Raw genomic sequence first — 25,095 nt, forward strand, 5'->3', positions numbered from 1 at the left:
AATGCGCGCAGAGTATAGGGGCGGTTCAGCCCCTATTCAACTGTCGGGTAGTGTTTTCCGATCGCGCGCTACATAAGCAAATGTTTCAGCGGATGTGGGCAAGGACGCCCTGAAGCTCGTCAAGCGAGTTATATCCGATAACCAATTGCCCTTTGCCCTTCTTGCCGTGGCGAATTTGTACCGCAGAGCCCAGCCGCTCGGCCAGGCGCTGCTCGAGGCGTGCGATATCCGGATCAGGTTTGGCGGGTTCGACCGGTGCAGGTTTGCCGCTCAGCCACTGGCGAACCAGCGCCTCAGTCTGACGCACCGTGAGCCCTCGTGCGACAACGTGTCGCGCCCCTTCAACCTGTTGATTTTCCGGCAAACCGAGCAAAGCACGGGCATGACCCATTTCCAGGTCGCCGTGGGACAACATGGTCTTGATGACTTCCGGCAACGCGATCAGACGCAGCAAGTTGGACACCGTGACGCGGGACTTACCCACCGCGTCGGCCACTTGTTGCTGGGTCAGCTGGAATTCCTGCTGCAAACGCTGCAACGCGATCGCTTCTTCAACCGGGTTGAGGTCTTCACGCTGGATGTTTTCGATCAACGCCATGGCGATGGCGGTTTCATCCGGTACATCGCGCACCATCGCCGGGATAGTTTCCTTTCCGGCCTGCTGGCTTGCGCGCCAGCGGCGTTCGCCGGCGATGATTTCAAACCGACCGCCGCCGATCGGGCGCACCACAATCGGCTGCATCACGCCCTGGGCCTTGATCGAGTTGGCCAGTTCTTCCAGCGCCTGGGGGTCCATATCGCGGCGTGGCTGGTATTTGCCGCGCTGGATCAAGTCCAGCGGCAAATGTTGCAGCTCGCGCTCGTCGGCCTGTACCGCTTGTTCTTCAAGCGAAGTGACAGTCGGACCACTCAACAGTGCATCCAGTCCACGTCCGAGACCTCGTTTCTTGACGGCCATGGGGATTCCTTAAGTTGGCTGGGCTGCAGCGGTGCGTGAGTTGCGGCGTTGACGGCGAACCATCTCGCCGGCCAGTGCCAGGTAGGCAATGGCGCCACGCGATGATTTGTCGTACGCCAGCGCGGGCATGCCGTAGCTTGGCGCTTCGGCCAGGCGGATGTTGCGTGGGATCACGGTGTCGTACAACTGATCACCAAAGTGTTCCTTGAGCTGTGCCGACACATCGTTCATCAGGCTCAGGCGCGGATCGAACATCGTACGCAGAAGACCCTCGATCTGCAGGTTCGGGTTCAGCAGCTCAGCGATTCGCTTGATGTTATCCACAAGGTCGCTCAAGCCTTCCAGTGCGTAATACTCGCACTGCATGGGGATAATCACCCCATCGGCGGCAACCAATGCGTTGAGCGTGAGCATCGACAGCGACGGTGGGCAGTCGATCAAAATGTAATCGTAATTCTCGCGGATCGGCGCCAAGGCGCTGCGCAGACGGCTTTCTTTCATCTGCATTTCGAGCAGCACCACTTCCGCCGCGGTCAAATCGCGGTTGGCCGGCAGCAGTTGATAACCACCGTGCTCGGAGTAGTGCATGGCCTGGGCCAGGTCACACTCGCCGATCAGCAAGTCGTAGACCGAATTTTCCAGGCCGTGTTTATCCACACCGCTACCCATGGTGGCGTTGCCCTGTGGATCGAGATCGATCAACAGCACCCGACGCTTGGTGGCGACCAGGGATGCTGCGAGGTTGATGCAGGTGGTGGTTTTGCCCACGCCACCTTTCTGGTTCGCTATCGCGAATACCTTAGCCATTCTTGCTTGTGTTCCCAATCATGCCGTGCGGCGCAGTATCAGCAGATGGCGTTGGCCTTGGCAACCGGGTACGGCCAAGGCGTGTTCGCTATCGAGGTGGAAGTCTGTCGGCAATGCTAACAGCTCGTCGCTTGGATGAACGCCCTTCATTGCCAGCCAGCGGGTGTCGCGGTCGCCCAGGTGGCGAGTCCAATTGCTGAAGTTCTCCATGCTGCTGAATGCCCGGGAAACAATTCCATTGAAAGGCAGTTCAGGTGTGAACTCTTCGACCCGACTGTGGATAACTTGCAGGTTTTCCAGCTTGAGCTCGAGTTTTACCTGGGTCAGGAAGCGGGTTTTCTTGCCGTTGCTGTCCAGGCACGTCACTTGCGACTCGGGAAACAGGATCGCCAGCGGAATGCCTGGCATCCCACCGCCACTGCCCACGTCAAGCCAACGGCCGTTTTCGATAAACGGCATCACGCTCAAACTGTCGAGCAAATGACGCGAAACCATTTCGTCGGGGTTACGCACCGCAGTCAGGTTGTAAGCTTTGTTCCATTTGATCAACAGGGCCAGGTAGCCGAGCAGTAATTCGTGCTGGGCTGCGGTCAGGTCCACGCCTAACTGGCGCGCACCTGTGGATAATTCTTCGGCGTGTTGCGAGGTGACCAACGAACTCAAGCGCTTTGCTCCAACTGACGGCCCGCGCCGCGTTTTTTCAAATGAATCATCAACAGCGAAATCGCTGCCGGAGTGACGCCGGGAATACGTGAAGCCTGACCAAGAGTCTCCGGCCGAGTTATCCCCAGCTTGCTTTGGATTTCTTTCGACAACCCCGAAATCCCGGTGTAATCGATATCCACAGGCAGCTTGGTGTCTTCACTGGCGCGCAGGCGAGCGATCTCATCCTGCTGGCGGTCAATGTAACCGGCGTATTTGGTCTTGATCTCGACCTGCTCGGCAACCTGTGGGTCTTCTGCGCCCTGGCCTGTCACTTCGACCAAGCCAGCGTAGTCGATTTCCGGACGGGACAGCAGGTTCAGCAGGTTGTATTCGTGGGTCAGCGGCGTACCGAATTTTTCCGCAATCGCATCGCCCTGCTCCGTGCCTGGGCGAACCCAGGTACTTTTCAGACGTTGCTCTTCGAGCGTGATGCTTTCGCGTTTTTTGCAGAAGGCTGCCCAACGCGCGTCATCGACCAGGCCCAGCTCGCGACCTTTTTCGGTCAGGCGCAGGTCGGCGTTGTCTTCGCGCAGGATCAAACGGTATTCCGCCCGGGACGTGAACATCCGATACGGTTCCTGGGTGCCCAGGGTAATCAGGTCATCGACCAATACGCCGATGTACGCTTCATCGCGACGCGGGCACCAGCTGTCTTTGCCCTGCGCGCGCAGTGCTGCGTTGGTCCCGGCCAGCAAACCTTGGGCGCCGGCTTCTTCGTAACCGGTGGTGCCATTGATTTGGCCAGCGAAAAACAGACCGGCAATGACTTTGGTTTCGAGGCTGTACTTCAGATCACGCGGGTCGAAGTAGTCGTACTCGATGGCGTAGCCCGGACGCACGATGTGGGCGTTTTCCATGCCGCGAATCGACTGCACGATCTGAATTTGCACGTCGAACGGCAAGGACGTGGAAATCCCGTTCGGGTACAGCTCATGGGTGGTCAAGCCTTCGGGCTCGATGAAGACCTGGTGGCTTTCCTTGTCGGCAAAGCGATGGATCTTGTCTTCGATCGAAGGGCAATAACGCGGGCCGATGCCTTCAATCACCCCGGAATACATCGGCGAACGGTCGAGGTTCGCGGCAATGATCTCGTGGGTGCGGGCGTTGGTGTGCGTAATCCAGCAGCTCACCTGTTTCGGGTGCTGCTCTTTGGAACCCATGAACGACATGACCGGGATTGGCGTATCACCGGCTTGTTCGGTCATCACCGAGAAATCCACAGAACGCCCGTCGATACGCGGCGGGGTACCTGTTTTCAAGCGACCGACTCGCAGTGGTAACTCGCGCAGGCGTTTTGCCAGGGCAATCGATGGCGGATCACCGGCGCGACCGCCGGAATAGTTCTGCATACCGATGTGGATAAGTCCGCCCAGGAATGTGCCGGTGGTCAACACCACGGATTCTGCGAAGAAACGCAGGCCCATCTGGGTGACAACGCCCTTCACTACGTCCTGTTCGACGATCAGGTCATCGGCAGCCTGTTGAAATATCCACAGGTTCGGCTGGTTTTCCAGGGTTTCACGTACCGCAGCCTTGTACAGGATGCGGTCTGCCTGTGCCCGAGTAGCACGTACGGCCGGGCCTTTGCGGCTGTTGAGCACGCGAAATTGAATACCACCTCTGTCGGTAGCCATGGCCATGACACCGCCAAGGGCATCAATTTCTTTAACCAGATGGCTTTTGCCGATCCCACCGATGGCGGGGTTGCAACTCATGGCACCGAGGGTTTCCACGTTGTGCGTCAACAACAGGGTTTTAACGCCCATGCGTGCTGACGCCAGTGCTGCCTCGGTACCGGCATGACCGCCGCCGATGACGATCACTTCAAAACGGGAAGGGAAATCCACCACGCACCTCGTGCCTGCTTATGTAGGTAATCAGGAATTGTTTGTTGAAAGAGTTTTAGAGCTATGGCGGCAAGTATAGGGACTTAGCCCTTCCTAAAGAACCCTTTGCACAAAATTTAACCAGCTGTGGATGAATCACAGACAATAGAAATTAAAAAAGAAGAAATTTATAAGATCTTTGTTTTTATGTTTATTTCTACTGAGCATACTTTCTGTGGATAGATCTCTACAAGCCTCTATTTACGTCGTGTACAGAGATTCAAAAGTCTGTGGTCATGTGCCAATGAGGCCCTTGGATAAGTGCTTTAAGCCTGTGGATTAAAGGGGTGGTTATCCACAGAGGGGGTTTTGCTCAGGTTTCAAGCCCTGTTATCAACTGGGCACAGGTGCGGTTATTCACAGGGCTTAATCCACAGAAAATGGCTTGCATGGCCAAATCTCGCCCACGCAAAAGCCACCTGCCTTTTAGGTAATGAGTCAAAAATGGGAATTGAATGCCCTGAGGCGGGCGAAACAGGCAGGCGCGAATGGCCTGCCTGTGGACAACGAAGGGTTATTTACCGATGCAGAAGCTGGAAAAGATCCTTCCGAGCAGATCATCGGAGCTGAAAGCGCCGGTAATCTCACCCAACAGCTGCTGCGCCTGGCGTAAATCCTCAGCCAGCAGCTCGCCAGCCCCCGCCAAGGTCAACTGAGCCCGACCGTGCTCCAACGCCGCGCTGGCATGGCGCAGCGCTTCCAGGTGCCTGCGGCGTGCGCTGAAGCTGCTTTCGGAGGTCTGCTCATAGCCCATGCAGGCTTTGAGGTGGTCGCGCAGCAATTCCAAACCATCGCCCGCTGACTTTGCGCTCAGGCTGATGGTCACGTGGCCATCGTCGCTGGTCTCCATGGCAATGGCTTCACCAGTCAAATCGGCCTTGTTGCGGATCAAGGTGACTTTGGCCGGGTCTGGCCGTTGCTCGAGAAATTCCGGCCACAGGGCAAATGGATCCGCAGCCTCTGGCGCAGTGGCATCCACCACCAGCAATACGCGGTCCGCTTCACTGATCGCCTTGAGCGCCCGTTCCACGCCGATCTTTTCTACCTGGTCTTCGGTATCGCGCAAGCCGGCGGTGTCGACCACGTGCAGCGGCATACCATCGATGTGGATATGTTCGCGCAAGATGTCCCGGGTGGTGCCGGCAATCTCGGTGACGATCGCGGCTTCTCGGCCAGCCAGCGCATTGAGCAGGCTGGACTTGCCGGCATTGGGTCGCCCGGCAATCACTACCGTCATACCGTCACGCAGCAAAGCACCCTGCCCGGCCTCGCGCAGTACGGTGGATAACTCGTCGCGAACTTTATCCAGCATCGCCAGGACGTGGCCATCAGCGAGGAAGTCGATTTCTTCCTCTGGGAAGTCAATCGCAGCCTCAACGTAGATACGCAGACTGATCAACTGTTCGGTCAAGTTATGCACACGCAGGGAAAAAGCGCCCTGCAGTGAGCGCAACGCATTGCGCGCCGCCTGTGCAGAACTGGCCTCGATCAAATCCGCAATCGCCTCGGCCTGGGCCAGGTCCAGTTTGTCGTTAAGGAATGCCCGCTCGCTGAATTCGCCTGGGCGCGCCAGACGGCAGCCCAATTGCAGGCAACGCTGCAGCAACATATCCAGCACTACCGGGCCACCATGGCCCTGCAGTTCCAGCACGTCTTCGCCGGTGAACGAGTTAGGGCCGGGGAAATACAGCACCAGCCCCTCATCCAATACTGTTTCATCAGCATCCAGGAACGGCCCGTAATGGGCATATCGGGGTTTCAACTCACGGCCGCTGATGGCCTGGGCCGCCACGCTGGCCAGCGGCCCGGAAATTCTAACGATACCAACACCGCCGCGACCTTGAGCGGTAGCGACAGCAGCGATGGTTTCACGAGGAGCGCTCATCAGCAGGTTCCAGAACAAAAGTGACAGAAAGCAAAACGCCCCACTAGGGGGCGTCTTGAGTGGTTATCCACAGAGTAAATTACGCCGCAGCTTTTTTGGTAGCCGCTTCGATTTTACGTGTGATGTACCACTGTTGAGAGATCGACAACACGTTGTTGACCACCCAGTACAGAACCAGACCGGCTGGGAACCACAGGAAGAAGAAGGTGAAGATGATTGGCATCATCTTCATGACCTTGGCCTGCATCGGGTCCGGCGGAGTCGGGTTCAGACGCTGCTGGATAAACATGGTCGCGCCCATGATGATCGGCAGAATAAAGAACGGGTCTTTAATCGACAGGTCAGTTATCCACAGAATGAACGGTGCCTGGCGCATTTCGACGCTTTCCAGGAGAACCCAGTACAGCGACAGGAATACCGGCATCTGCACCAGAATCGGCAAGCAACCACCCAGCGGGTTGATCTTCTCTTTCTTGTACAGCTCCATCATGGCCTGCGACATTTTCTGCCGGTCGTCACCATGTTGCTCTTTCAGAGCGGCCAGTTTCGGCGCAACGGCACGCATGCGCGCCATCGACTTATAGCTGGCTGCCGACAGAGGGAAGAAAATCCCTTTGATCAGCATGGTCAGGAAGATGATCGAGAAGCCCCAGTTACCCACAATGCTGTGGATATGTTGCAGCAGCCAGAAAATAGGCTGGGCAATGAACCACAGAATGCCGTAATCCACAGTCAGTTCCAGACCTGGGGACAACTCTTTGAGCACAGCCTGGCTTTTCGGGCCGGCGTACAGGGTAGTGCTGGTTTCAGCCTTGGCACCTGGAGCGACGGTCAACGCCGGGCCAGTAAAACCAATGATGTAGTTGCCTTGGCTGTCTTTGCGGGTTTGAACCAGGTTGGCTTCACCCTTGTTCGGGATCCATGCGGTCACGAAGTAGTGTTGCAACCAGGCAACCCAGCCACCTTGGACGGTTTCTTTCAGCGCGCCCTTGTCGATATCTTTCATCGACACTTTTTTGTACGGCTCGCTACTTGTCCACAGGGCGGCGCCCAGGTAAGTCGCAGTGCCGGTGGCGGTGCTGGAAGAAGGATCGGCGCTGTTGTCACGCTTGAGCTGGGCAAACAGGTTGCCCGTCCATGGCTTGGCGCTTTCGTTGTCGATCAGGTAAGTGACCTTCAAGTCGTACAAACCACGGGTGAAGCTGAAACGCTTGATGTAGTTGACGCCGTCGAGGCTGAATTTCAGGTCGACATTCAACTGGTTCTGGCCATCAGCCAGTTGATAAGTCTTCTGTTCGGTCGAATAAACCGGACGACCGGTAGCACGAGCATCAGGACCGTCAGTGCCGGTCAGGCCGCTTTGCGCCAGATAAGTACGTTCACCACCGTTATCGAACAGTTGGAACGGAACATCTGGATGGTCTTGGCGACGTGGATACAGCGGCAGTTTCAACTGCGCGATATCACCACCTTGTGGGTCGATAGCCAGGTCGAGCACATCCGTTTTCACGTGGATGAGGTCTTTATTGGTGACCACTGGCGTTTCTAGAGGGGCGCTTGTCTCGCCATTCGCGCTGGGAACATCGGCACTCGCGGACGCATTGTTACCCAGCGGGGTGTCCGGAATAGCCGGCGCAGCCTGATTGGTAGCAACATTCTGAGTCGGCAGGGCAGCCTGGCCGTAGTCCTGGTTCCACTTAAGAACCATGACGTAGGACACGATTGCCAGGGCGACGATCAGGATCGTGCGTTTAATATCCATGATTACTCGGCCATCGAAGAAGAACGGGAGGTAGGGATAGGTGGAACCGGGTCGAAACCACCGGGATTCCACGGATGACAGCGGCCTAAACGACGAAAGGCCAGCCAGCCACCGCGCAGAAGACCATGATTTTCTATGGCCTCTAACGCGTAGCAGGAACAACTGGGGTAGAAACGACAGTGGTCGGCCATCAGAGGACTAATGGCATAACGGTAAAACTGGATCGGAACGAGTGCCAGTTTACGCATTGGTGCTGTCTACCCCTACAGTTTCGGTGCTGACTGCTGGTGCTGGCTTGTTGGTACGCGCCAAACGTTTCCAGAGCTTGCCGAAATGCTGAATCAATTCGGGGTTTTCTACATCCCCCAAGCCTTTGCGCGCGACGATAACAATATCCCAACCAACCAGAGTGTCCTGGTGGAGGCGAAACGATTCGCGCATCAGACGCTTGAGGCGATTGCGCTCAACGGAGAGCTTTACGCTCTTCTTGCCGATCACCAACCCGAGACGGGGGTGATCCAGATCGTTGTTACGCGCAAGGAGCAGGAGATTTTTCCCCGGAACCTTGCCGGTGGGGGAGTCAAAGACTGCCTTGAAATGCCGGGGGGTTAGCAGACGCTTTTCCCGACTGAAGTCCTGACTCACCACCAGTACCGGATTATCAAACTGCCAGACGCGCACGACCTTTGGCGCGGCGACGCGACAGGACAGCACGGCCGTTCTTGGTAGCCATGCGAGCACGGAAGCCGTGAGTACGGGCGCGTTTGATGGTGCTTGGTTGGAAAGTACGTTTCATGGCGTTGTTACCTGGTTCGTCCACAACGGGCCGGAATGGCCCCCGTTTTAAGAGACCGGCGATTCTAGAGAAAGCAAGCCTCTAGGTCAATTTCCAACCAGCTTTTCCTTCAATTAGATCTTCTACAGGTAATCGGTCCTTTTCTGTCGGCCGGGCTTTCACGAGCAATGCCATAGATATAAAAATAAAGAAGGAAGTTATTTAAAGCTTTTCTGTAAAGCTTATAAAAGCTAGGCAGGCGATCATCTGTGGATAACTGCCTTGAGGCCATATTCCACCTGCTGTACAGAGAATGACAAGTACGGGGGAAAACGGTGCTCTGCCTGTGCTGCGCTGTCGGATAAGCTGTGGGTGGAATGGGTTGTTATCCACAGGCCAGTTACCCACAGACTTTCGACCCCACTTGTGCAACGAGCTTAGGTGCGCTTATCCACAGAGCTTATGCACAGACCATTGGTCGGCTTTTTTGCACTTAACACGTTGATTTTGGCTGCTCTGTGAGCAACCTACATGTGGATAAGTGGGCGTCTGGCCGCTACAATGGCGGCTGTTTTTGCCTCACCGGCTTTCAACTTAGGGGATATCCGTGTCAGTGGAACTTTGGCAGCAGTGCGTGGAGCTTTTGCGCGAAGAGCTGCCTGCCCAGCAATTCAACACCTGGATCCGTCCGCTACAGGTCGAAGCCGAAGGCGACGAGTTGCGTGTCTACGCGCCGAATCGTTTTGTTCTCGACTGGGTCAACGAAAAATACCTGAGCCGCGTTCTCGAATTGCTCGATGAACACGGCAACGGCATCGCGCCCGTGCTTTCCTTATTAATAGGCAGCAAACGCAGCTCTGCACCTCGCGCTGCGCCGAATGCGCCGCTGGCTGCTGCTGCGTCGCAAGCCCAAGCAGCACCGGCACCTGTTAATAACTCGCCGGCGCCCGTGGCCCAGGCGCCGTCGAAATCCTCGTCGCAGAAAAACGCGCCTATAAATGAAGAACCGTCGCGTGACAGCTTTGACCCGATGGCCGGCGCCAGCTCCCAGCAAGCACCGGTTCGCGCTGAGCAGCGCACCGTGCAGGTGGAAGGTGCGCTCAAGCACACCAGTTACCTGAACCGCACCTTTACCTTTGAGAACTTCGTCGAAGGTAAATCCAACCAGTTGGCCCGCGCGGCCGCCTGGCAGGTTGCCGATAACCCCAAGCATGGTTACAACCCGCTCTTCCTTTATGGTGGCGTTGGCTTGGGTAAGACCCACTTGATGCATGCTGTGGGTAACCATCTATTAAAGAAGAACCCGAATGCCAAGGTTGTGTACCTGCACTCGGAGCGCTTCGTGGCTGACATGGTCAAGGCCTTGCAGCTCAACGCAATCAACGAATTCAAGCGTTTCTACCGTTCTGTGGACGCTTTGCTGATCGATGACATTCAATTTTTCGCTCGCAAGGAACGTTCCCAGGAAGAGTTTTTCCACACCTTCAACGCGCTGCTCGAAGGCGGCCAACAGGTCATCCTGACCAGTGACCGTTACCCGAAGGAAATCGAAGGCCTGGAAGAACGCTTGAAGTCACGCTTTGGCTGGGGCCTGACCGTTGCGGTAGAACCGCCGGAGCTGGAAACCCGTGTGGCGATCCTGATGAAAAAGGCCGACCAGGCAAAAGTCGACCTGCCCCACGATGCAGCTTTCTTTATCGCCCAACGCATTCGTTCCAACGTGCGTGAGTTGGAAGGCGCGCTCAAGCGGGTCATTGCACACTCGCACTTTATGGGCCGCGACATCACCATCGAGTTGATTCGCGAATCCCTGAAAGACCTGTTGGCTCTGCAAGACAAGCTGGTGAGTGTGGATAACATTCAGCGCACCGTGGCTGAGTACTACAAGATCAAGATTTCAGACCTGCTGTCCAAGCGCCGTTCGCGCTCGGTGGCACGTCCACGTCAGGTGGCGATGGCGCTCTCCAAAGAGCTGACCAACCACAGCCTGCCGGAAATCGGTGATGTGTTTGGCGGTCGCGACCACACCACGGTCTTGCACGCGTGCCGCAAGATCAATGAACTTAAGGAATCCGACGCGGATATTCGCGAGGACTACAAGAACCTGCTGCGTACACTGACTACCTGATGACACCAGCGCAGCTTATTAAGGCAAGGGACTAGACCATGCATTTCACCATTCAACGCGAAGCCCTGTTGAAACCCCTGCAACTGGTCGCAGGCGTCGTCGAGCGCCGACAGACCTTGCCGGTGCTTTCCAACGTATTGCTGGTGGTCGAAGGCCAGCAATTGTCCTTGACCGGTACCGACCTGGAAGTCGAACTGGTGGGTCGTGTGCAGCTGGAAGAACCGGCTGAGCCCGGCGAAATCACTGTGCCGGCGCGTAAGCTGATGGACATCTGCAAGAGCCTGCCCAACGATGCGCTGATCGACATCAAGGTTGATGAGCAGAAGTTGGTGGTCAAGGCCGGTCGCAGCCGTTTCACGCTATCGACCTTGCCAGCCAATGACTTCCCTACCGTCGAAGAAGGCCCAGGTTCGCTGACCTGCAGCCTGGACCAAAGCAAGCTGCGCCGTTTGATCGAGCGCACCAGCTTCGCCATGGCCCAGCAGGACGTGCGTTACTACCTCAACGGCATGTTGCTGGAGGTCGCTGAAGGCGTTATCCGTGCAGTGGCTACCGACGGTCACCGCCTGGCCATGTGCTCGATGCGTGCTGACATCGGCCAGCCGGACCGTCACCAGGTCATCGTGCCGCGTAAAGGTATCCTGGAACTGGCGCGTCTGCTCACCGAGCCGGATGGCAATGTCAGCATCGTCCTGGGTCAGCACCACATCCGCGCCACCACCGGCGAATTCACCTTCACGTCCAAGCTGGTTGACGGCAAATTCCCGGATTACGAGCGTGTGCTGCCAAAAGGTGGCGACAAGCTGGTAATCGGCGATCGTCAGGCGCTGCGTGAAGCGTTCAGCCGTACCGCGATTCTGTCTAACGAAAAGTACCGTGGTATTCGTCTGCAACTGGCCAACGGTCAGCTGAAGATCCAGGCCAATAACCCGGAGCAGGAAGAAGCGGAAGAAGAAGTCGGCGTTGACTACAATGGCGGCTCGCTGGAGATCGGCTTTAACGTGAGCTACCTGCTGGACGTACTGGGCGTGATGACCACCGAGCAGGTTCGCCTGATTCTGTCGGACTCCAACAGCAGTGCCCTGGTGCAAGAATCCGACAACGACGACTCGGCTTACGTTGTTATGCCGATGCGCCTGTAATCATGCTCAGCAGAAGCTAGATGTCCCTCAGTCGCGTCTCGGTCACCGCGGTGCGCAATCTGCACCCGGTGACCTTCTCCCCCTCCCCCCGCATCAATATCCTTTACGGCGCCAACGGCAGCGGCAAAACCAGCGTGCTGGAAGCCGTCCATTTGCTTGGGCTTGCCCGTTCCTTTCGTAGTGCTCGCTTGTTGCCGGTGATTCAATACGAACAACTGGCTTGCACCGTGTTTGGCCAGGTTGAACTGGCAGAAGGTGGGCACAGCGCCCTGGGGATATCTCGAGATCGCGGCGGTGATTTCCAGATTCGCATTGACGGGCAAAATGCTCGCAGTGCTGCACAGTTGGCAGAAATCCTGCCGCTGCAGCTGATCAACCCAGACAGCTTTCGCCTTTTGGAAGGTGCACCGAAAATCCGCAGGCAGTTCCTCGATTGGGGAGTGTTCCACGTGGAACCGCGCTTCATGGCCACTTGGCAGCGCCTGCAGAAGGCCCTGCGGCAGCGGAACTCATGGCTGCGGCATGGTACACTTGACGCCGCTTCGCAAGCGGCCTGGGACCGGGAACTGTGCCTGGCCAGTGACGAAATAGATGAATACCGCCGCGTCTATATCAAAGCCTTGAAACCAGTCTTTGAGCAGACCTTGAGTGAGTTGTTGGATCTCGAGGGCCTGACGCTGAGCTACTACCGTGGTTGGGATAAAGAACGTGAGCTGAGCGCAGTGCTCGCCACGTCCTTGCAGCGGGATCAGCAAATTGGCCATACCCAGGCAGGCCCACAACGTGCTGACTTGCGCCTTAGATTAGGCGCACACAATGCCGCGGATATTTTGTCCCGCGGTCAGCAAAAGTTGGTGGTGTGTGCACTGCGTATTGCCCAAGGGCATTTGGTTAGCCAAGCCCGGCGCGGTCAGTGTATTTATCTGGTGGATGACTTGCCGTCCGAACTCGACGAGCAGCACCGCCGCGCGTTATGCCGCTTGTTGGAAGACTTACGCTGCCAGGTGTTTATCACCTGTGTAGACCACGAATTATTGAGGGAAGGCTGGCAGACGGAAACGCCAGTCGCTTTGTTCCACGTGGAACAGGGCCGTATCACCCAGACCCACGACCATCGGGAGTGAAGGCATGAGCGAAGAAAACACGTACGACTCGACCAGCATTAAAGTGCTGAAAGGTTTGGATGCCGTACGCAAACGTCCCGGTATGTACATCGGCGACACCGATGATGGTAGCGGTCTGCACCACATGGTGTTCGAGGTGGTCGACAACTCCATCGACGAAGCTTTGGCCGGTCACTGCGACGACATCAGCATTATCATCCACCCGGATGAGTCCATCACCGTGCGCGACAACGGTCGCGGTATTCCGGTCGATGTGCACAAAGAAGAAGGCGTATCGGCGGCAGAGGTCATCATGACCGTGCTTCACGCCGGCGGTAAGTTCGACGACAACTCCTATAAAGTCTCCGGCGGTTTGCACGGTGTAGGTGTGTCGGTGGTGAACGCTCTGTCCGAAGAGCTTATCCTGACTGTTCGCCGTAGCGGCAAGATCTGGGAACAGACCTACGTGCATGGTGTTCCACAAGAACCGATGAAAATCGTTGGTGACAGTGAATCCACCGGTACGCAGATCCATTTCAAGCCTTCGGCAGAAACCTTCAAGAATATCCACTTCAGCTGGGACATCCTGGCCAAGCGTATTCGTGAACTGTCGTTCCTTAACTCCGGTGTGGGTATCATCCTCAAGGACGAGCGCAGCGGCAAGGAAGAGTTGTTCAAGTACGAAGGCGGCTTGCGTGCGTTCGTTGAATACCTGAACACCAACAAGACTGCGGTCAACCAGGTGTTCCACTTCAACATCCAGCGTGAAGACGGCATCGGCGTTGAAATCGCCCTGCAGTGGAACGACAGCTTCAACGAGAACCTGTTGTGCTTCACCAACAACATTCCACAGCGCGACGGCGGTACTCACTTGGTGGGTTTCCGTTCCGCACTGACGCGTAACCTGAACACCTACATCGAAGCGGAAGGCTTGGCCAAGAAGCACAAAGTGGCCACTACCGGTGACGATGCGCGTGAAGGCCTGACGGCGATTATCTCGGTGAAAGTGCCGGATCCAAAGTTCAGCTCCCAGACCAAAGACAAGCTGGTGTCTTCCGAAGTGAAGACCGCAGTGGAACAGGAGATGGGCAAGTACTTCTCCGACTTCCTGCTGGAAAACCCGAACGAAGCCAAGCTGGTCGTCGGCAAGATGATCGACGCGGCGCGTGCCCGTGAAGCGGCGCGTAAAGCCCGTGAGATGACCCGCCGTAAAGGCGCGTTGGATATCGCCGGCCTGCCGGGCAAACTGGCTGACTGCCAGGAGAAGGACCCTGCCCTCTCCGAACTGTACCTGGTGGAAGGTGACTCTGCTGGCGGTTCCGCCAAGCAGGGTCGTAACCGTCGCACCCAGGCTATCCTGCCGTTGAAGGGTAAGATCCTCAACGTCGAGAAGGCCCGCTTCGACAAGATGATTTCCTCTCAGGAAGTCGGCACCTTGATCACGGCGTTGGGCTGCGGTATTGGCCGCGATGAGTACAACATCGACAAACTGCGTTACCACAACATCATCATCATGACCGATGCTGACGTCGACGGTTCGCACATCCGTACCCTGCTGCTGACCTTCTTCTTCCGTCAGTTGCCGGAGCTGATCGAGCGTGGCTACATCTACATCGCTCAGCCGCCGTTGTACAAAGTGAAAAAGGGCAAGCAAGAGCAGTACATCAAAGACGACGACGCCATGGAAGAGTACATGACGCAGTCGGCCCTGGAAGATGCCAGCCTGCACTTGAACGACGAAGCCCCGGGCATTTCCGGTGAGGCGCTGGAGCGTTTGGTTAACGACTTCCGCATGGTAATGAAGACCCTCAAGCGTCTGTCGCGCCTGTACCCTCAGGAGCTGACCGAGCACTTCATCTACCTGCCTTCCGTGAGCCTGGAGCAGTTGGGCGATCACGCCCACATGCAGAATTGGCTGGCTCAGTACGAAGTACGTCTGCGCACCGTCGAGAAGTCTGGCCTGGTTTACAAAGCCAGCTTGCGTGAAGACCGTGAACGTAACGTGTGGCTGCCGGAGGTTGAACTGATCTCCCACGGCCTGTCGAACTACGTCACCTTCAACCGCGACTTCTTCGGCAGCAACGACTACAAGACCGTGGTTACCCTCGGCGCGCAATTGAGCACCCTGTTGGACGACGGTGCTTACATCCAGCGTGGCGAGCGTAAGAAAGCGGTCAAGGAGTTCAAGGAAGCCCTGGACTGGTTGATGGCTGAAAGCACCAAGCGCCACACCATCCAGCGATACAAAGGTCTGGGCGAGATGAACCCGGATCAACTGTGGGAAACCACCATGGATCCTGCTCAGCGTCGCATGCTGCGCGTGACCATCGAAGACGCCATTGGCGCAGACCAGATCTTCAACACCCTGATGGGTGATGCGGTCGAGCCTCGCCGTGACTTCATCGAGAGCAACGCCTTGGCGGTGTCCAACCTGGACTTCTGATCAGGTGTAGGATCCCAAAATAGATGAGAAAAATCTCGAATAGTTGAATCACGCGACACAAAAAAGCCAACGCTTATTAAGCGTTGGCTTTTTTATGTCTGCGCGTTTAAAAGTTTTGGATAAGCGATTCAGTCTTATAAAGTCGGTGAGGTTTTATTAGAAAACTTAAAGAAGAAACTCCGCCTAAGCCGTTATACGGCAAGTCTGCTTTGAAAAGGGTTTATAGAACATTTTTACATATAACACGTAACTATAAGATGACGGTATTTTCAATATTAACGCTATAAAGGAATTGTCAGTAACGTGAGGTTGGCTTAACATCGTTGGTCTGATTATTGCGTTTCGCTCTCAATCAACGTGCCAGTACGTACAAGACGTATAGGGCGAGATTGAGTTGTCGATTTTATGGAAATGAGCGCTATTGTCGGCGCAGACGATTCTTATAGAAAAAAGAGGAGTACTAGAATGTAAAAACGCGATCAACCTTGGGAGGATGACCGCGCCGATGTAGCTTAGATTACGACTGTGGTGGCTGTAATCTCTGCTTTTTTTCGACGCGTGTCAACTCTCCCCAACCCTTCGACCTTATCGAGGCATCTCGAGGGCACAGTGTTGCCTTTTGAATTGCCTCCTTGAGCTCCCTGGCGCTTGCCTGAATCTGCGTCAAGGACTCGTTCGACTTGGAGAAATGTCATGACCGTAAGAAAGGTTGTAACCCGCAGATCCTGCCACTTCAGGGGCTATCTGCCGTCACTTAAGAATGGCAAAGCTATCCCTTGGGAGTCCCAGCTGGAGGGAGCTTTTCTAAGACTCTTGGAGCTCTCTCCACAGGTACTCCGGTACACGGTGCAGCCAAGCAAAGAAACGCTCGTTATGGACGGACGCAACGTTACCTATTACCCAGACGTGTGCGCTGTGTTGTGTGACGGCAGTGAGCGCTGGTTCGAGGTTAAGCCCGCTGCCAGGCTTTTGATACGAAGCGTCAAGCTTCGAATGGAGGCTGCTGCCGTCCATTTCAGGCAAACCGATCGTGTGTTCTCCGTTATCAGTGACACAGTGCTTTTGGCCGACCCGTTTTCTGAAAATCTCCGTGATTTGATGTACTACCGTAGGGGGGAGGTACTCATTAACAGCAGCCTCATAACTGCGAAATCACTATTAAATGCATATCCGCCAACGACAGTTTTAGAGCTGTGTGAACTAGTCGGTCGTGACACTGCATGGCGCCTGCTTGGACTTGGTTATATCGGAGTGAACCTCGAAGAAAACTTAACGGCCTTCTCTCCAATTTACTTGCAGGGAGGTCACCGTCATGGAAACTTTTTCGCTTAAGTTGAAATTAGTGGTGACGTACAACGGAACCAGGTTGACACTAGTAAAACGACTTAAAAATCGCCAACTGCTTTGGTTAGATGACCTGGGTGAGCCATTCAAACTGACTGAGGTAGAGTTTTATAAACAATATGAAGCTCGTCAGTTATTTGTGGACGAGGAGCAACAATATCTGGGTGTGATTCCCACGTTTCGGAACGCGCCCCCCGATCTCACCTGCCACCCAAAAGAGCACTCCGCTGAAGCCATACGTCGGCGGTCCTACCTGACTCGACTCATTGATTGCATCAGTCAAAAGCTACCTTGCAACAAGGATTTAAGAGGGTTGATTCAAGAAACTGCTAGGGAGCTAAACGACTCAATTACCCCGCCTTCTGTTTCTACGGTAAGGCGGTGGTTCGTTCTATTTCAGACGGGCAATGTTGAAAAACTGGTTCCGCTCCACACAAAAAAAGGACGCCGTCAGCTCATAGTCGGAGAGCTAGAGGATTTGGTGACTGATGTTCTCGACGAAAAGTTTTTCAAGCTCGAGCGGCCCCTGCTATCTACGGCATACGAGGAGTTAAGGACACAGATCAACGATGTAAACGCGGGTCGCCTTCCTTCGAAAAGGCTCGTGCTGCCGTCGGAGATGAGTTTCAGGCGATATGTAGCCGGCCTGGACAGTTATGAGGTGGATAAGGGGCGTTTGGGGGATCACGCTGCGAATCAACTTCATCGTGAAGCCATTGGAAAACTGGTGGTTAAGAGAATTCTAGATCGCTGGGAAATTGACCACACACCGTTAGATCTCTTGGTGGTGGATCCGGAAACCGGTAGCCACATTGGTAGACCGTATCTCACCATAGTGTTAGACCGTCATTCTCGAATGGTAATGGGGTATCTCATCCATTTCTCTGCCCCGAATACGGAGAGCGTCCTGCGTGTAATCGAGCGGGCGATACGCCCTAAAGCAGTCCTCCTCTCCCGTTTTCCTTCGGTGAAATGCGAATGGAGAGCTCATGGACTTCCTGCGCGCATCGTTCCTGACAACGCTGCTGAGTTTCACGCGGACGACCTAGTTAACGCGTTCAACGAAATGGGAATTGAAATCATGTACCCAGCTTCCCGCGCACCTCAAATGAAGGGGGCTGTGGAGCGTTTTTTTCGTACGTTGAATACTGGTCTTGTGCACTGCCTTCCAGGAACAACCTTCTCAAATAGTCGAGAGCGAGGTAACTATCCGTCAGAAAAACGTGCTTGCCTGACGCTTATGGATTTTGAATCGGCTTTAGTGAAATGGATCGTTGACGTCTATCAACAGACCTCCCATCGAGGTCTTCCATCAAAAATGAGTCCGGCAGAGTGCTGGCTCCAAGGCGAGTCCAAACGACGAATTTGTCTTCCGACGGATTTGGATGCGCTTGAGGCGGTCCTCGCCAGGCGTAAGGAAACCCAAGTTCACCACTATGGCGTTGAAGTCGGAACTCATCTCTACCATTCACCAGAGCTAGCAGAGCTAAAAATGAAGCTAGCAGATAAGGAGAAAATCCAAGTCCGATATCGAGACGAATTGGGTCATGTATGGGTTCATGACCGATTCAGGAACGTATTTATCCAAGTGCCAGCGAAGGACCGACGTATCATTGGTATGAGCCGAGAAACCTATAACCTGGCACGCGCTAAATTGCGTGAGTCTGGAAAATCTTCACCTGGATTCGAGGCAATCAATCAAGCATACCGAGCCATTATGGCTGACGTTGAGGACTTGAAGCGCTCTCAAAAACTACGCGTGCGCCGTGACGCAGCAAAAGTGGGTTTTGATCGTAGCGGCGCTCGATTACCTGAGAACCTGCCCCAAACGGTGGGTGTGGTTGAATTTATCGATGCTGACAGTGATTTGGACTCAATCCCAGATTACGCGGTTGTTTCAAGCGCCCCCCGTGTGAGGGACGACACATGAACGCTTACCGGGAGTACCGAGGCGGATTTTCTCTACGCCACCACTTCATACAGAGTCCGCAAAGCGATCATGCAATTGCACGTATTGAAGAGGTGAGGCAGGACACTATTCGAACCAAAAGCAGTAAGGGGCTCGTTATCCAAGGTCCGAGCGGCGTCGGTAAAAGCTCCTTGATTAGGGAGTATATGAGAAATCAAGTGAGTCCCGACTCAGCAGGCGTACGGCCAGTTTTGGTTGTGGAAATGCCCTCCTCTCCGTCCAAGAGAAATCTAGCGACGGCCGTGCTCATTGCTATGAAGGACCCATTCGCCACTGCACGTGGTCATTCCGCCGAACATAAATTCACTCGGATCGTCACGCTGCTTAAAAACCAGGGAACCGAGATGGTCATCTTGGATGAAGCGCAGCATTTGGTGGATTACAAAAGGGTAGGGGCATACGAGGCAGCAGACTGGATCAAAAGTCTGATGAACGAGACTGATATCACAGTTGTGCTAGTAGGGCTGAAGAGAACCGATAGCTTGCTTTGGGCTAACGAACAACTTCGCCGACGGTTCTCTGCCAGCATTGATTACGGACGGTATGAGCTAACTGAGGAGACGTGGATGCAATTTGCATCTCTTCTGAAGGCCATCCACAGCTTGTTGCCTGTCACATGTATCAGCTTTCTCTCCAAAGATATGCTTCAGCGCTTTCAACTAGCTTCTTTCGGACTCGTTGATTATCTGATCAAGATTCTGGACCGTGCTGTATGGCTGGCTCAGCTGAAGGATGTTGAAGGCATCGATATGGATGTACTGTCCCAAGCTTTCAAAGACGAGGTATGGAGTCGGGTGGCTAATGAGCGAAATCCGTTCCATGATGCTTTTGATTTTCGGCCGTTAGTTTGCGGCCGAGAACCCTTTGAGAACTTTGATAACCCTTCTGCCTGAGAGGCTGCCGGGAGTAACTCCCGGCAGTAACTAATGTGCACAACGACTTTTATGCTGGTTTTGTAGCGTGGACGACGTTATCGGTCGACCCTCGTAATTACGCTCAATAGTGTCTACTTAAATATAGGTGAGATTTATAGTTTTAAGATACGCCAAAAAGCTTTATCGGTAGGTTTTGGTACTTGTAAGTGGATTAGAATTGTCTATGGATATGGTGAAGTTCCTATGTTTTATTTGTTGATAAACCCTACACCTATGCACGATGAAAGTTTGATGGGGTATTTGCACCGTTTAGCTCATAGTAATTGTCTGTCGGGCGGTGAAGTGCTTGAGCTGTTCAAAGAAATCAGCGAGGACAGTGTTAATGAATGGTTATACACAAAGCAGAGGCCCTTAAGTTGGAATTTAGTAGCCGAAGAGATTCGTACTCCAAAGGTTACTAATCAGAAGACGTGGTCTTTAGCCTGCTCAAAATACTGCTCTGTTTGTTTAGCTGAGGGACTGTATTGGCGTGAATTGTGGGATCTTACGCTGTATACCACATGCGCTTTTCATCAGATTGAGCTTCTTTACAACTGTCCAAAATGCAAAACTCACAGTAGTCCAAAAGTTTTAATAAATAAATGTTGCGATGTTTGTGGGTACTCTGTTCTAGATTCTGATTTTCTAAGCTTAACTTCGGATGATCCGAGAGCATGGATTTCCGTTGAACTCGAGCATCGCGTAAGACGCCCAGACAGCGGGAAAGCTGAAGGCCTCGGCGCTCTCACGTACCAGCAACTGCACGATCTGGCTATGCGGATTGGTGTAAGGGCTGTGAGTCGAAAACGCTCTATTACTATGAAGGTTCCGGAGGTCGCTTCGGGAGTGGTAGCGCCTGAGTTAGCAAACGCAGCAGGTAGTGTTTTCAGAGGCTGGCCTGAGGCGTTTCACAGCCTGTTAGCTGACCTAATGGAAGTTAGAAATTCCCAGCTTTCCTGGCAGTTGGTGTCGGCATTTGGTCCGATTTACAACGACGTGTACCTTTCCTTAAACGACTCATGTTTTGATTTTGTTCGACAAGAGTTTGAACGACACGTCATCCAGCAATGGCAGGGGCCGCTAGCTAAGAGAAACCGGCGGCTGAGCGAATGCACTTTACTTGAGCATCGTTGGCTCCCCTTCTCCAAAGCTAAGCGGTTAACAGGTCTACCCGAAGCTTTTTTGCGAAGAATGCATTCGTCGGGTGATCTTGAAACCAGAGAGTTTCATTACCCTTGTGGGAAAATCGGTGCGGTTGTAGATATCAATCAAGCCCGCAGACTCTCATCGGCACTGAACGAGCCTGTTAATTTGCGGGAGGCTTCTCGGTTACTTTGCCTAAGTAGAAAGCGTATAGAGCAACTGATATCAGTAGGTGTATTAAAAACATTTGGTGGTTCTCCAAAAGCAGGTGAGCAGTGGCTTATTTCCTATGACTCGATAGCCGACTTAGCGCCTAATTCATTTCTGCCATTACCTGGTGATGATTTCATTACGATATCACAGGTTGCGAAACACTATTTACCCACAGCGGATGGACTTCCCCAGTTATTAACAGCAATTCAAGAGGGTGAGATTCCAGTTTTCTGTAGAGCGCACGCCGAAGCTATAAGTATAGGGGAATGGTTGATTTCGCCTAGGGTGCTACACCAAAAAGGAATAACTCTGCATGCTTCAAAGCAAAGTAAAGGATTGTCGATAGCTGAGGCTGCTAAGGCCTTAGGAATGAAAGAGGAAGTAGCATACGCGCTTGTCCGCGCAGGTCGGCTTGGGAGTCAGACGGTTCAATGTTCTAGACGATCAGCACAGGTCGTCAGTTTGAAAGATCTAGATCATTTCAAGTGCAACTATATTCTCTCCTCAGAAATTGGCCAAATTTTGAATACGTCCCCGAAAAGCGTTTGTTTCCATTTGCGTTTAAAGGGGTTTGAACCCGTAGCGGGCCCTAGTCTCTTGAAGGCGCAGTGTCGTCAGAATGTGTGGAGAAGGAGCAAAAAATTGACTGCCTATCTCAAGTCAGTAACTAACCCTGGCGGTTAGATGATTCGGAATCGGGTTCGCTCTTTGGCTTCACCGGAAATGGTTTACGTAGCTCAGATCGTACCTCTCTTATGGCACCGATCAACGGAGCAAAGTACAGTCTCGGGGCGCCCTTCACAATTGAGAGTAGTTCTGCTGTTAATGCGGATTCCATGGTCGTGTCTCCACAGGCTATTTCGCTATGTCTAGCATCCCTATGGGCAGCATTTCAAGGTTCTATGCGAGCTTCTCATAAATTACAGACGACCGGCGTATGAAAGCCCGTCAAGGCGAGGCGTGGTCTTGGCTGTGCGTTCGGCCTGTCTACAAAAAAGCAGCGACTCAGCCACCTGATGGATGGGGTGAGCTAACGCTTACTGAAGTTTTCAAGCGGTACAAAAAAGCCCATCAGAAGATGGGCTTTTTTTTCAAGTGTCTCCGAGAGGAGGTTTTCACCCACGAACCTCAGAGCGAGCTTCTAAAGCTTATTACCCTGTTCAGGGCTAGTCAATTTTGGATAGCTAAACCGCGGCCTATGGCACCTTGGGTCGGTATGGGCAATGAGCTTGCAAGGTGTCTAGAGAATCCGGGGCGATTCATGGTGTCTTTGGCTCGATCCCACTACCGCTCTAATCCATGAGATCGATCTGTAGATATCTCGGCAATATTCCGCCTGACCACGCGCTGCGCGTCCTCCCCCAGGCGACCGAGATCGTTCTCTAGGCGCGAGAGATATTTCGCACCGTCGTAGGATTTAGCGATGCGCTTGAGAATTCTGGAGACGTCGCCGCACCGATATGCGGTAAGTGCCAGATTCCCAGGTGGCCATGATGACGATAAGAAAGCCTCGACCAACTCCCGTCGAACGGCCTTACAACGATCCCAATCAAAAAATGGGACAAACTTGAGGAGTTCAGGCACATCGTCGTCCTTCGAAAGCTCCCGGTAAATAACTGGGAACAACGCCGCAATCAATAGTGAGACCGGCTGCTGACGAGCACGCAAAAGCGATGGGATGAGCCTGCCGGCGGCTTCAATGAGTCCAGGTTTATGCAGTTTTTCTGCATCGAAAAAAAGCCTAGCGCAAGCGTCGTAGGCCGCCTCAGTTAGGTCAATGAAATCTCGACCTTGCACCGCGATGGCGATTTCATCAAGCGCATCAATCATGCGTTGACGCACAGCCAAAGGCGCTGATTCAAACACCAAGAGATTGCGACTTGCTACGTCAGCAGTAGTTCCGTACCCCACCCCAACCTTAGCCGCCCATCTAACGTCAAGCCGCGCCTCGAGAATACCGAGCAGCATGTTCAGAGTCGCAGCCTCATCACCTTTGAATCGATTGCGTAGGAGTCTCCCAATAGCTCGTTCGGCGATTTGGAATCGTTGAACACCTTCTATTTTAGGTATGACGGATTGGACAATGCGAATATAGCTCTCAAGGGGCAGGTTCTCCTGCAATGCCGCGCGCGTCAACGTTTCGATCGCGTCATCTGGAAGTCGCTCGACGATACGCTCGCCGACACTACTATCACCTAGCAACGCCGCGAACTGCTGATCATCTGCAAGCTTGAGAACACCCACCAGAAGCGCTGTGCTTGTTGCTTTTGACAAATGTTTTTCGTTCAGAAGCCAGAGCATGTCCTCCGCGACAGGCTCCATCGATCTCGAGAGTAATGCATCCCTTCGCACTGAGGCCTTGGATTGGACCAACACGTCACGAACCTGTAGTAGGCCTCCTACGTCGCGTGCTCGGACAATCAGAGCCGTACTCATCTGGATGGCCTTGTATCCGTTCGCCTCACCAAGCCTGCGCAACTCTGTAGCAATTACGTGAGCATCAAGTCTGATGAAGAAGGGAAGTGCAGCCGGGAGTTGTCGATCCTCAACCAAACTTGGAAGCAGCATGGCGCCCGCTCTACTTGCGAGCGATTGATCAACCTCTTCAAATATGTCTCCAATCTTACGGATTAACACATCGTCCGCTGCAACTCGATCGGTCAACGGGCCGCCCTGTGCGACAAGACTCGCGAGGACACTCATTGGGGCGTTTGCAAGTAGATGCTCGGTGAAGGGGCGCAGTGCCTTGCCTAACCCCATGGCTATATTAGGGACGAATGATTCTATTGCCTGTTTGGGATCAGGTTGGAGGAGCAAGCTTATTGCGCCATCGGGTGCAGTCTCGGCGAGATGCTCCACAAGTGCTTCAATCGCGTGTTTCCCGACTGGCATGTTATGCCCCTGCATCTTACGAGCAATGGCACCGACAAAGTCCCAAGCGTCTTTTGTCGACAATGTGCTAGCAGCGTGGCGAGTGGCTTCAGCAAGCCGCGGCTCCAAAGCTTTGACTGCCGCGAAGTTGCTAACCATCCCCGAGTTGGCGATATCTAAAAGACCTAAAGCAGCAGTAGGAGTCTGATGCAGCTTATCGCTAAGCTCTTCCCACAACAGAGCAATACGCAGCGACGCGGCGCTTTGCGCCCCACGATCACCTAACAGACTAAGCTCCCGATCAGACAAAAGCTTCGGCAGGTCCTTCTCAAAAACTCGACTTACAATGGAACTCGTCCAGCGATGCCGATCAGTCTGGGGTAAACGGCCATCCACACGGCGTCCAGGCCAGTCGGAGAACTTAGCCTTGGCATTTGAGGGGGCGAAGACTAGATCAAGATCACGGCCGCCTATCTTTCGAGGCGACAGAGCAAAGGTGGAAAGCGAAAACCGCCGGCGAATATCGGGCCACAGCGACGTGAGTAAGCGAAGAGCGACTAGTTCAGGATCTGGTGCGTCGAAGACCACCACCGGTTTAGCATCCTCTAAGAAAAGCGCTTCGAGCAGTTCACTCCCATTGAAATTAGTCGCAGGACGAAGTCGTTGATCCGCCCGCTGCGGCAACTCCATTCGTACTGCTTGCGCCTCATCTGGTAAGACGTCCGAATCAAGCAATTGGAGGATGGCTAATAGCGGCGCATTGACAGACCAAACCAACGCATCAATCAGTACGCTTTTAGTGAGTACGCAACCGGCTCGAGGGACAGTGACATCCTGCCAAGTTCTCGCAACAACGTAATGGGTGCCACTAGGCAGTGGATACGCCGATAGGTAAGGCTTGAACTGCTCTTTGGGACGTAACGGACCAGCCACATCGGAGAGACGATCCACAACCGTCTGATCCTCCTTGGGAAGGACAATCGAAGACGCCAGTAGCTGATGACCCTTGCGGTAGCCGTGGATCTGAATCTCCGCAGTAATCACAGC

General features: G+C 54.0%; 18 protein-coding genes. 8 read left to right on the forward strand and 10 right to left on the reverse strand.

Going from position 1 to position 25,095, the window contains the following annotated elements:
* Positions 1-85: 85 nt before the first annotated feature.
* The 9 genes from HBO41_RS23105 to rpmH form a co-directional block, all read right to left on the reverse strand.
* Positions 86-958: a ParB/RepB/Spo0J family partition protein gene (locus HBO41_RS23105; protein ID WP_169987883.1), complete on the reverse strand. Its 873-nt coding sequence runs from the start codon at positions 956-958 to the stop codon at positions 86-88.
* A 9-nt stretch (positions 959-967) separates the two neighbouring features.
* On the reverse strand, positions 968-1,765 hold the full coding sequence (locus HBO41_RS23110) for a ParA family protein (RefSeq protein WP_016978715.1): 798 nt from the start codon (positions 1,763-1,765) through the stop codon (positions 968-970).
* An 18-nt stretch (positions 1,766-1,783) separates the two neighbouring features.
* Positions 1,784-2,428 carry a 16S rRNA (guanine(527)-N(7))-methyltransferase RsmG gene (gene rsmG, locus HBO41_RS23115; RefSeq protein WP_017135125.1) on the reverse strand — a complete coding sequence of 215 codons (645 nt, stop codon included), beginning with the start codon at positions 2,426-2,428 and terminating at the stop codon, positions 1,784-1,786.
* On the reverse strand, positions 2,425-4,317 hold the full coding sequence (gene mnmG, locus HBO41_RS23120) for a tRNA uridine-5-carboxymethylaminomethyl(34) synthesis enzyme MnmG (RefSeq protein ID WP_026013532.1): 1,893 nt from the start codon (positions 4,315-4,317) through the stop codon (positions 2,425-2,427). The genes rsmG and mnmG overlap by 4 nt, the downstream gene beginning before the upstream one ends.
* Before the next feature lie 553 nt (positions 4,318-4,870).
* On the reverse strand, positions 4,871-6,241 hold the full coding sequence (gene mnmE / locus HBO41_RS23125) for a tRNA uridine-5-carboxymethylaminomethyl(34) synthesis GTPase MnmE (protein ID WP_169987885.1): 1,371 nt from the start codon (positions 6,239-6,241) through the stop codon (positions 4,871-4,873).
* 79 nt (positions 6,242-6,320) lie between these two features.
* The gene (yidC, locus tag HBO41_RS23130) at positions 6,321-8,003 is read right to left on the reverse strand and encodes a membrane protein insertase YidC (RefSeq protein WP_017135128.1); all 1,683 of its coding nucleotides are present in this window, start codon (positions 8,001-8,003) and stop codon (positions 6,321-6,323) included.
* Positions 8,004-8,005: 2 nt separating this feature from the next.
* Positions 8,006-8,251, reverse strand: a complete 246-nt coding sequence (yidD, locus tag HBO41_RS23135) for a membrane protein insertion efficiency factor YidD (RefSeq protein ID WP_073636650.1) — start codon at positions 8,249-8,251, stop codon at positions 8,006-8,008.
* Positions 8,244-8,648, reverse strand: coding sequence for a ribonuclease P protein component (gene rnpA / locus HBO41_RS23140; protein WP_026013533.1), 405 nt, complete (start codon positions 8,646-8,648; stop codon positions 8,244-8,246). Before rnpA ends, yidD begins: the two co-directional genes overlap by 8 nt.
* A 16-nt stretch (positions 8,649-8,664) precedes the next feature.
* Positions 8,665-8,799 (reverse strand): 50S ribosomal protein L34, encoded by a 135-nt coding sequence (rpmH, locus tag HBO41_RS23145; protein ID WP_003213577.1) that lies wholly within the window; start codon positions 8,797-8,799, stop codon positions 8,665-8,667.
* A 586-nt stretch (positions 8,800-9,385) separates the two neighbouring features.
* On the opposite strand from rpmH, the gene dnaA reads away from it, so the two are divergent.
* The 8 genes from dnaA to HBO41_RS23185 all read left to right on the forward strand — a co-directional run bounded on the left by dnaA (position 9,386) and on the right by HBO41_RS23185 (position 21,861).
* On the forward strand, positions 9,386-10,906 hold the full coding sequence (dnaA, locus tag HBO41_RS23150; RefSeq protein WP_017135130.1) for a chromosomal replication initiator protein DnaA: 1,521 nt from the start codon (positions 9,386-9,388) through the stop codon (positions 10,904-10,906).
* 38 nt (positions 10,907-10,944) lie between these two features.
* On the forward strand, positions 10,945-12,048 hold the full coding sequence (gene dnaN, locus HBO41_RS23155; RefSeq protein WP_017135131.1) for a DNA polymerase III subunit beta: 1,104 nt from the start codon (positions 10,945-10,947) through the stop codon (positions 12,046-12,048).
* 20 nt (positions 12,049-12,068) lie between these two features.
* The gene (recF, locus tag HBO41_RS23160) at positions 12,069-13,172 is read left to right on the forward strand and encodes a DNA replication/repair protein RecF (protein ID WP_017135132.1); all 1,104 of its coding nucleotides are present in this window, start codon (positions 12,069-12,071) and stop codon (positions 13,170-13,172) included.
* 4 nt (positions 13,173-13,176) lie between these two features.
* Positions 13,177-15,594 (forward strand): DNA topoisomerase (ATP-hydrolyzing) subunit B, encoded by a 2,418-nt coding sequence (gyrB, locus tag HBO41_RS23165; RefSeq protein WP_099550199.1) that lies wholly within the window; start codon positions 13,177-13,179, stop codon positions 15,592-15,594.
* A gap of 693 nt (positions 15,595-16,287) precedes the next feature.
* Positions 16,288-16,926: a transposase gene (locus tag HBO41_RS23170; protein WP_169987887.1), complete on the forward strand. Its 639-nt coding sequence runs from the start codon at positions 16,288-16,290 to the stop codon at positions 16,924-16,926.
* Positions 16,907-18,868 carry a DDE-type integrase/transposase/recombinase gene (locus HBO41_RS23175; RefSeq protein ID WP_169987889.1) on the forward strand — a complete coding sequence of 654 codons (1,962 nt, stop codon included), beginning with the start codon at positions 16,907-16,909 and terminating at the stop codon, positions 18,866-18,868. Before HBO41_RS23170 ends, HBO41_RS23175 begins: the two co-directional genes overlap by 20 nt.
* A complete protein-coding gene (locus HBO41_RS23180; RefSeq protein WP_169987891.1) occupies positions 18,865-19,800 on the forward strand; it encodes a TniB family NTP-binding protein in 936 nt (311 codons plus the stop codon). The genes HBO41_RS23175 and HBO41_RS23180 overlap by 4 nt, the downstream gene beginning before the upstream one ends.
* A 225-nt stretch (positions 19,801-20,025) precedes the next feature.
* Positions 20,026-21,861, forward strand: coding sequence for a TniQ family protein (locus tag HBO41_RS23185; protein WP_169987893.1), 1,836 nt, complete (start codon positions 20,026-20,028; stop codon positions 21,859-21,861).
* A 600-nt stretch (positions 21,862-22,461) separates the two neighbouring features.
* Here HBO41_RS23185 and HBO41_RS23190 read toward each other — a convergent pair.
* Positions 22,462-25,092, reverse strand: a complete 2,631-nt coding sequence (locus HBO41_RS23190) for a hypothetical protein (protein ID WP_169987895.1) — start codon at positions 25,090-25,092, stop codon at positions 22,462-22,464.
* Positions 25,093-25,095: the final 3 nt, after the last annotated feature.

Source organism: Pseudomonas sp. WS 5146 (genome assembly GCF_012985495.1).
GTDB classification, from domain to species: domain Bacteria; phylum Pseudomonadota; class Gammaproteobacteria; order Pseudomonadales; family Pseudomonadaceae; genus Aquipseudomonas; species Aquipseudomonas edaphica.